The organism is Vreelandella vilamensis, from assembly GCF_031451755.1.
Taxonomy (GTDB): domain Bacteria; phylum Pseudomonadota; class Gammaproteobacteria; order Pseudomonadales; family Halomonadaceae; genus Vreelandella; species Vreelandella vilamensis.
In genome coordinates this window covers 1-8,218 of record NZ_JARWAN010000045.1, presented here as the reverse complement: position 1 = coordinate 8,218, position 8,218 = coordinate 1, and the positions used below count along the sequence as shown (strand labels likewise).

Annotated in this window: 12 protein-coding genes; all 12 read right to left on the bottom strand. The window is 57.8% G+C overall.

The annotated features are described in order from the left end of the window. Nucleotides 1-48: 48 nt before the first annotated feature. Complete coding sequence (locus QC823_RS15900) at nucleotides 49-606, bottom strand: hypothetical protein (RefSeq protein WP_309657319.1); 558 nt, start codon at nucleotides 604-606, stop codon at nucleotides 49-51. A gap of 241 nt (nucleotides 607-847) precedes the next feature. Further along, nucleotides 848-1,945, bottom strand: coding sequence for a DUF4214 domain-containing protein (locus QC823_RS15895; RefSeq protein ID WP_309657318.1), 1,098 nt, complete (start codon nucleotides 1,943-1,945; stop codon nucleotides 848-850). A 349-nt stretch (nucleotides 1,946-2,294) separates the two neighbouring features. Next, nucleotides 2,295-2,549 carry a hypothetical protein gene (locus QC823_RS15890; protein ID WP_309657317.1) on the bottom strand — a complete coding sequence of 85 codons (255 nt, stop codon included), beginning with the start codon at nucleotides 2,547-2,549 and terminating at the stop codon, nucleotides 2,295-2,297. An 18-nt stretch (nucleotides 2,550-2,567) separates the two neighbouring features. Further along, complete coding sequence (locus QC823_RS15885) at nucleotides 2,568-2,768, bottom strand: hypothetical protein (protein WP_309657316.1); 201 nt, start codon at nucleotides 2,766-2,768, stop codon at nucleotides 2,568-2,570. A 12-nt stretch (nucleotides 2,769-2,780) separates the two neighbouring features. Beyond that, nucleotides 2,781-3,050 (bottom strand): hypothetical protein, encoded by a 270-nt coding sequence (locus QC823_RS15880; protein ID WP_309657315.1) that lies wholly within the window; start codon nucleotides 3,048-3,050, stop codon nucleotides 2,781-2,783. Continuing rightward, nucleotides 3,040-3,783: a hypothetical protein gene (locus QC823_RS15875; RefSeq protein WP_309657314.1), complete on the bottom strand. Its 744-nt coding sequence runs from the start codon at nucleotides 3,781-3,783 to the stop codon at nucleotides 3,040-3,042. The genes QC823_RS15880 and QC823_RS15875 overlap by 11 nt, the downstream gene beginning before the upstream one ends. Beyond that, nucleotides 3,773-5,755: a DUF927 domain-containing protein gene (locus QC823_RS15870; RefSeq protein ID WP_309657313.1), complete on the bottom strand. Its 1,983-nt coding sequence runs from the start codon at nucleotides 5,753-5,755 to the stop codon at nucleotides 3,773-3,775. Before QC823_RS15870 ends, QC823_RS15875 begins: the two co-directional genes overlap by 11 nt. Next, nucleotides 5,752-6,699, bottom strand: coding sequence for a toprim domain-containing protein (locus tag QC823_RS15865; protein ID WP_309657312.1), 948 nt, complete (start codon nucleotides 6,697-6,699; stop codon nucleotides 5,752-5,754). The genes QC823_RS15870 and QC823_RS15865 overlap by 4 nt, the downstream gene beginning before the upstream one ends. Nucleotides 6,700-6,702: 3 nt before the next feature. After that, nucleotides 6,703-6,984: a hypothetical protein gene (locus tag QC823_RS15860; RefSeq protein ID WP_309657311.1), complete on the bottom strand. Its 282-nt coding sequence runs from the start codon at nucleotides 6,982-6,984 to the stop codon at nucleotides 6,703-6,705. Beyond that, complete coding sequence (locus QC823_RS15855) at nucleotides 6,981-7,301, bottom strand: hypothetical protein (protein ID WP_309657310.1); 321 nt, start codon at nucleotides 7,299-7,301, stop codon at nucleotides 6,981-6,983. Before QC823_RS15855 ends, QC823_RS15860 begins: the two co-directional genes overlap by 4 nt. Beyond that, nucleotides 7,298-7,534, bottom strand: a complete 237-nt coding sequence (locus QC823_RS15850; protein ID WP_309657309.1) for a hypothetical protein — start codon at nucleotides 7,532-7,534, stop codon at nucleotides 7,298-7,300. The genes QC823_RS15855 and QC823_RS15850 overlap by 4 nt, the downstream gene beginning before the upstream one ends. Beyond that, on the bottom strand, nucleotides 7,531-7,731 hold the full coding sequence (locus QC823_RS15845; RefSeq protein WP_309657308.1) for a hypothetical protein: 201 nt from the start codon (nucleotides 7,729-7,731) through the stop codon (nucleotides 7,531-7,533). The genes QC823_RS15850 and QC823_RS15845 overlap by 4 nt, the downstream gene beginning before the upstream one ends. Between the last annotated feature and the right edge of the window lie 487 nt (nucleotides 7,732-8,218).

Sequence of the window (8,218 nt, the reverse complement as noted above, 5' to 3'; positions counted from 1 at the left end):
CAGAATAACGTGGCACATGAATTCCATACCGCTCCCCCTGGATTGAATTTAGGCGATATCGCCAACCGGACAACAAGGCTGACAGAGGGGGATAATGCGCGCCTCCAGTTCGTCATCCGTTAAACGGCGCTCTGGTGGCTCGTGATCCTGCTCCTTGGAATCCATAGAAAACGCTTGGCGCTCTAGACGAATACACTTACCCAGCGCATCGACGCCACTGTTCAGCGTGCGTGCGAAGTCAGCGACGTTATCTTCTGTCACGTCCATGTCGGCCAAGGTAATAGCGAGTTTGCTGGCTATCCCTTTCCAGCGGGCTATCTGCTCACGGTGTTCCAGCACCAAGCGAACATTCGTATCGGCGGCGGCTTCCACCAAGGCGTGATCGTCGTCGGGTAGGTTCGCGGTTGAGTGCGTTGTTTCGCTGCGTAGCAATTTGCTGACGGTAGCAGTGCGGACGTGCTGCGTTAAGTCGCGCTGCCAGCCCTCAACCTTAGCGCGACGGCGAATAGTGGCCTCGTGCGTGCCATGCTTGGCCGCAATAGCTCTTACCGATAACTGGCCTGTTCGGTAGTCTGAGTGAATACTTTCCCAGTCGTACTTGCTCATGTGGCGATCCTCACGGATGGCGGTGATATAGATATTCTACTGCACGTTATAAAGGGTTAAGAAGTGGCTTCTGGTTATATTTCTGACCGGAGCAAAGTTCGTTCTCAAGGCGAATGGTGGCTTCGGCGGTATTATTAACCCAGCAATCAAAAAGATTAACCATAATACCCTTTCATGTTTCATTTTTTATGGGGTCTGTGGCATACATTAAAGATTGTCGGGTTAATAACTTTCGATTTTTTTATACGACCCAGCCGTTATCAGTTTCTTGCAAGCCAGAAAGCCAAGAGGCGTTTGTCTGATTTTCTTCTGAAATAGCAAAGTGGTTTAGGACTTCGGCTTGGGACATACCTTGGTTCATTTTATCTATCCAGTAATCCTGACCTGAAGCGTCGGGAGCCCGATCTAGTACATTTGCATATAGCTGGAATAGGAACGCCTCGTCCGTCGAAGCGTCGTACCTTTCCTGAAACTCGCGTGAATCTATGAAGGAATTGGCAATCTGGGCTGTGCTTAAACCTGCCGCAGCTTGCTCTATCCAATAGTTTAGGCCTCCGATATCTGGCATGCGGTCGAGTGCTGCTTCGTATAGCAAAGCTATGTTTTCAGCCAGGTTTTTGGATACGCTAGGTGAAGACTCTTCAATAAACTTATCAACTCCTTTAAGCGACCAGGTCTTTAGCGTTTCCAATCCACCATCAGCATTCCATTGTTGTACGGCTTGGGGCGAAAGTTGGCTAACCAGGTGAGTATTCATCACTTCGGCGATCGTATCGTGGCTGGTATCGCCACGTTCGTTGACCGTGCGCCATACGCTTTCCCAGTCCAGGTCAGCCCAAGCAGTGTTTACTTCTTTTGCCGCCGCAAAAAGTTCTGCGGTAAATCCGGGAGTTACCGCTGCCAATTCCTGATAGGTCACATCTCCAAGTCCACCTGCGTAGATATTGGCCTCAAGTTCTTCAGCACTAATAGGTGGTCCAAATTCAGCCTCAAACGTTTCGATTCGACCGCGTCCTTTGGCATCCAAAATAAAGATGGTATTCCCAGTCCACTCGTTGAACAGCAGCAGGTCCTCGCCGTTTATAAAGGCTCCAGCATAGTCGTATCCGTGTCCTGATAGATAAACAGCGTCCCAACCAGAGGTGTCAACGATTGTAGTAAAGCTACCGGTAGAGACATAGGAATCATTACCCTCACCGCCGATGAGAAAAGCTTGCCGTGCATTATATGGAGCAGGTTCGGCTATAAGCAGATCGTCACCTGCAAAACCAAGAATCCCACCGTCGTTGTCCAAGCTTATTTCGTCGTTACTATCAGAACCAAAAATAAAATCTGGCATGTTGGCATACCTCAAAGCATGTAACATTTATATAAGCTGATTTAATAAAATCAGCTGCCTTATAGTACGGTAGTCAAGTTTTGAAAATGACTCACGTCTAGTGTCTACACATTTTTGATGTGCCTGTCTGTAAGATATCTCTTAAAATGCTTCATGCTGTGCTAAAACAAGCGCCAACTTGCCCTATCAACCACTGGGCAGCATTCTTACCTTTTCTGATGCTTGCTAAACAAAATTTTTTCATAGTTTTCAACGTCTAAGCGGCATCTAAACCTCAACATTTCTCAACATTGGCGCCTGAAACGAAACAGCCCCAGCAAGTGCCAGGGCGTGGGTGGTGGTGCGTTGCTCAGTGAATCCGATGTACTGACTGGCGCTGTAGTTGGCTTGTCATTCCCCGCTGCTCTGCGTGCTCCAATAGCTCGGCTTCGCTGACTTCCAGGGCGTGGGCAATATCAGCCAGGGCATAGACCTTTTCGCCGTTGTCATCGACGCCAGCGGGCTTGAGGCCGGGAAAGAGTTTATCCATTCCCTCGCGTAGCGTGTCGAGGGTTGGCTGGCGGAGGAATGGCGGGTGCTGTTCATCATAAGCGCGGCCAATCATGGCATCGGTATCGCCACGCTACACGCCTCCAAAGAAGGCATCGCGGGCCTTGCGTTCGACGTTATCCAACAGTGTGGCAATGTGGCTGGCCAGTGGTTTCTGTAATCGCGTTGGGGGTACGCACAGCTTATGCGCGGCCCATACCTGCCCGGCGGTTAAGTGATCCAGACCGGCGCCAGTTTCAGCGGCGTGTGTCAGTGCTTCGCGTGTGATGGTCATGGTATCGGCTCCTTACGCGGCGGGTGGTTGGTCATTGTCGAGCATGGCGTTCACCAGCCCTTGCAGGCGTACCAGGCGTACATGCACAAGCGAGGCAAGCGTGCCCGGTGGTAGTTGCTGTTCGATAGTCTCCAACGTCGCAGCGGCGCCCATTAGCGCGCTGTGGCTGGGGTTAGATTGCAGCGCTAGCGATACGGCATGGGCGCTCTCTGCGGTGGCACGGTCGATACTGCGCAGGCTGGCAGCCAGGCGCTTAGCTTCTTGTTGGGCTTCATCCAGCATGATTACCTCCCCGTAGTGCCGTGTTAGCGGCGCGTCTGCCTGCATTGTCGCGGGCGGCTTGCCTTGGCTCTGCCTTGGCGGCTTGCTGCCAGGTGGTGACGTAACGCTGTGCGGCTCCCATTACGGCATCAGGCGCTTGGTTGCCTAGGTAACGGCGAAGGTGGGTTTCATCCTCTGGCACCAGCGGGCAGTGAGCGCGGATATAGCGCAGCCAGCGCGGAGCATGATCGACCACGGGCGCCGAGGTTGCGGGTGTTGACGTACTGGCATGGGGCAAGCTCGCTAAGTTAGGCCAGCAGGCACGGGCAGCGTCTAGCGCTTGCGGATCGCTTAGCACGCGGTGGCATTGGCTCCTTGCCACATCAGCGCTTGGGGCAGTCTGAAACAGATCATCTAACACGGCGGCCAACTCGGCAGCGGCGGCGCGGGTCAGGTTGCGCATAACGGTACGCGCCAGCGGCTCCACTTCCCCAAGGTCATGGCCCATGCTGTGAAGGTTGGCGAGAATGGTCTCCACTTCCTGCCCGGTGGCGAGTGGGGTGGCCAAGGTCTTTTGTTCCTGCCTCTTTATTTTCCCAGGGCCATCAGGGCCACCAGGGCCAGCGCCCACAACCATGCGGGTTTCAGACTGGCTCTGGGGTGGCTCTGAGTCAGGGCCATAGGGCCACTTAGCGGCTGGCGCTGTGGTTTCAGCCGTGCCAGCGTACTTCTGATAAAGGCGCTCAAGACTCATGGCGGTCTCCTTCATCGGCGCGGATCGCGTAAAGCATCTTGCGGCTGCCGTTAATCTGAATACGCACAGAACGGTGATCGGGGCGGCGCTCTGCCAGCCAGCCAGCGGCCTCGATAGCGTCTAGCCCACGGCGCACGTCAAAACCGCTCAGCGCCTCTTTGAGCGCGTCTTGGGTCAATAGGTAGATACGGCCCTCTGAGTGGTCTCGCCAGTAGCCCGCGCGGTGGTGAACGGTGGGCGTGTGACGCGGATCGCCTTCCACGTCGCTGAACCGGCTATCTCCGTGGCGTTCGATGAAGGCGCGCACGTTAGCCAGTATTTGCTCGTGCTCGGTTTGCACGCCACCTTGCAGCGTTTTCCAGCCTTGCAGCGCACCAGCGGCGGCCTCGATTGCCTCGCCTTCGCGCCAGCCGGTCAGGCCATACTCAGTGGCCAATTCCCCGGCCAACGCTATCAGCACCAGCGCTTTAGCGGCGCGGCCATGTAGCGGGTGGTTGGTGGCGAATTGGGGTAGCTTGCTAAACCTATCGACTTCGCTAGGTAAATCACGCGGCTCTCGAATCAGCCGTTCGATAAAGGCCGGGCCAATATGGCCATGGTGCCGGGTGATCTCGCTTTTGAGGTGATCGGCGAAGGCGCGGCCATCTTCCATGTGGTGCAGGTGATCGAACGCGCCGTGCGCACGCTTGGCGGGTATATCCAGCAGGCGAACGGCTTGGCCTGCCTTGGGTCGCTGGCCTGCCTCGCTCATGTGGGCGGCGAGACTGCGCTCCCCACTGGAAAGCAGCGCGATACGCCAGCGGCGGGCCTGCCGTGCGGTGCCGTTGCGGTTGGCGCGGGCCTTGCCGGTGCCGTTGCCCAGGGCGTAAATGGTACTACCTACTTCCCGGCCATCGGCCTCGCCGATTTCATCCAATATCAGGCACGTATCACTTAGCGCGGCGGCGATACCTTCTAGCCCGTTGCCGGTGGCGCGCCAGGTGCGCTTGAAGTCCGGGCCTCCCCACACGCTCGCCGCTACCTCGAGCGCGGTGGTTTTGCCATTGGATGAATCGCCCACCAAGTGAACGCCAGCCGATTGGCGGTGACATAGGTGCAACAGCGGCCCGGCGAGCGCGGTGGATACAGCGAGCACCAGCAGCGGGTTATCACTGCATAGCGCGCCGATATGCTGACGCCAGCTTTCGAGCGTACCAGCGGCGATAAAATCATCCTGCCCGGCGTACTCGCTTTGGAAGGTGATCTTATCGGCTACCTTGGCAGTGCCCAGGGTACGGCGCGGCATAACGAATACGCGGCCTTCTTCCAGTTGGTGCCAGCCCACGCGCGTCGCGGCAATAACGCGGTCATCGGGTAGGCATTGCGCCAGGTAGCGGTTAAGCAGCTTTTGGGCGTCGGGGTTGATGCGTAGGCCCATGTTGAGCAGTTCGCCGCGCATTTCTTCGCCGCTGCCTTTGAGCAGGTGTAACGGCATCGCCCATTCCCGCCATTGGCCATAGGGCGGCTTAAAGCGCAGCAGCAGCCCGTGATTGTCGCCCCGTTCATCATGGGTGGCCGCGCTACACTCGAGCGGCGAGCATAGCCACGTATCAAACGGCTCGGGGTCGCCATCGCCCTTTGGCTGACGTTGCCCGTGGTAGTAAAGGCCGGGCGGCCCGAATACCGTGTGCGCGGGGTAGGTGGCAAAGCTCGGGCGTTTTACGCGGCCCGGATCGGTAGGCGCGGCGTCCATCGCTTCGGGGTCTTGCTCGCTGCCCAGGCCGCCATCAGCGCCAGCATCAGGCGCGCTTGCCTCGCTTTGTGGCCCTGTGGCTCTGGGTGAGGGCCAGGCCAGGGCCACGCTCTGAGGCCCGTGGTTGTCGGCGTTGGCCCTAATGGCCCTAGTGGCCCTGTGGGGTTGAGTGTGGTTGTGTGGTTGCTCAGCGGCCACGCCACCAAACAGATCGCCATTCGCTTCGGGTGTCCAACTCATAGGCCACGCTCCTTACGGCACAAGGCCACGTCGGCAAAGTCAGTACAGCGCGAACAGTCAGCGCAGAACGTGGGCATCAGCACCTTGGCGCCAATGGTGAGCGCAGCCAGCCGGGCCTTGGTGATACCGGGGTTTCCTTCGGTGAAACGGTCATCATCAGCGGCGAGGGTGATAGCGACGTTATCGGGTAGGCGCTGGCGCAAACGGCGGGAAACCGGCTCAAGGTTGTCGGCATTGCGCGCTACCACGACCGGCACGCCCATCGCCTCGTGAAGCGCGGCGGCGGTGGCCCAGCCCTCGGCTATTAGCACGCGCTCAGCGTTAGCCAGGTGGCCTATCAGCCCGGCCACGCCTTTCGCACGCCCACCAAACAGCGCCTTCTTGGCGCCATCCGGGTAAATGCGCTCAAGGTTGACCAGCTCTCCGTCATAGAACAGCGGCACCAGCAGCATGGTGTCTCGCTGGCGTAACCCATACGGCGCTAGGCGCTTCGTCACAAGGTAAGGGTGTGATGGGTCGGCAGCGCCAGCCGTTGCCCACCAGCGGCGCGCTTGCTCGGCTGTCTTGGCTTGTTGGGCACGGCGCTCGGCTTCGCGCTGTTCCCTTGCGCGCTGGTAAGCCAGCCGGGCCTCGGCAGCGGCGGCGGGGTCGCTCTTTCCGCCGGTGGTTACGGTGTGCTGTTCGCCGGTATGCCAAAAGCCAAAAACAGCGACTTCCAGCGACGGGCAAACGTACCAGCCATTCCGGTTGCCCCCGGGCTTGTCGGCACTATCAAAGCGGTGAATATCGCCATCGGCGCGGATCGCCAGGCCAGTGGTGCCGTGTGCGGCCAAGGCATCGCCTAACGCCTGCTCGATGGTGGTACAATTCAACCGTTCTGATTCGTACTGACTATTTGCCCGGCGCTCTCCACGCCGGGTTTCTTTTGCCGTGATAGCGGCCATAGATCACTCCTTCGTCATCTCGACGGTGGAAAGCTCGTCTCCAAAACCAAGCGTTTCTTGCTGCTCAGTCAGGAAACTGGAACGCTCAGCTAAAGACTCAGATACCAAACGCAGCGCGACATGAAGGCCGGTGCGCGTGCGGTGCCGTGTCTCCATGTTTTCATCGCTCAATGCGTCAACAATGGCATCCATCGCGGCGGTGGCTTGGTTCATGGTGCGGATATTGCCAAGGCGCTCAGCGCTGGCGATGTTGGCGCGGTCGGTGTCGGTGATATTGGTATTCATGCTACTGCCCCCTTGCGCTTGCCTTGGTGATCGTCAATATCGGCCCGGTGTTGCTTGAGTGCTGCCACGGCGCTGGCAGCGTCATCGCTCCAATGGCCGCCGGGTATCTCAAACACGTCATCGGCGGTGGCTAAGGCTAAAAAGCGTTGGCCCGGTTTTGGGTTGGGGTATTCCACGACGAGGTAACAAGGCACGGGGGCTTGCTTTAGCGCTGCCAGGTCGCAATCAGCGCGCACGGTGTGAGGCGCATCATCAGCGAAGGCGTAAACGGTGAAGTCTTTAACGGGAAGGTTTAGGTTTTGGGCGTGGGGTTTCATGTGCGCGCCTCCTGATCTTGCGAGGCACGGTCAGCGGCGTCTAGGGCGCAATAGCCACGGTTGGCGAGTTCATCTATGGCAGATAATAGGCAGCCAATATGGTGATTGCTCAGGGTGGGCGTTTCGCCTTCGCAGTCATTGCGGCATAGGTCATCTTTAATGATGCCAGTTAGGCCGCTAATGGTGCCGAAAAGGTCTTCTAGCTTGTCGAGTTGTGGCTTAACGCGGCTCATGCCTGCACCTCCCCGCGCTGCTCAGCGACGAGACGGGCTTCTAGCGCTTCGGCTTTCTGGATATGGGAGTTGTAACGGTTTAGGCGGGTACGCGCACTTGAGTCGGCAAATAGGGCGCTTTTGGCCATCGCACGGTGAGCGCTGGCGCGGCCTTGTAGGCTGCGGGTAATGAGGTTGGATAGGCGTAGTTGTGCCATGGGTGAGACTCCTAGAGTTGAGGAGTCGTCCCCGGTTGCCGCTAAACAACTTGTGGGGGCGACTGTACGCAGGTTAGCGGACCGGCACTCTAGGAAACCGGCACACCCGAAGGTGTCCCACGCACAGCCGCCATAACTGACGGGCACTAAAAAAGCGCCGTCAATGGGGGCGCTGGTGCGCCTAGAAGTATTCGGGCCGCTAAACCCGGCTGACGATTTTGCGCCAGCGAGCAAAGCATATAACGGCACTGGTGAGCGTTGCAAGGTCATCATGCAGCACCTCGCTTGGCCAGCTTGGCATCCAGCCAGGCGTTTACTTCTTCGACCGGGAAGTAACATTGAGCTTGCTGGCTATCGCTGAACTTCAGGGGGCGAGGAAAGCTGGGGTCAGTCCTCAGCCCGCCTCATTCATCGCGGCAGTGGTAGGGCCATTATTTAGCGCTTTACGTCTGCATGGTGGGCGCGTTGAGGCTATCGAACGACGTAT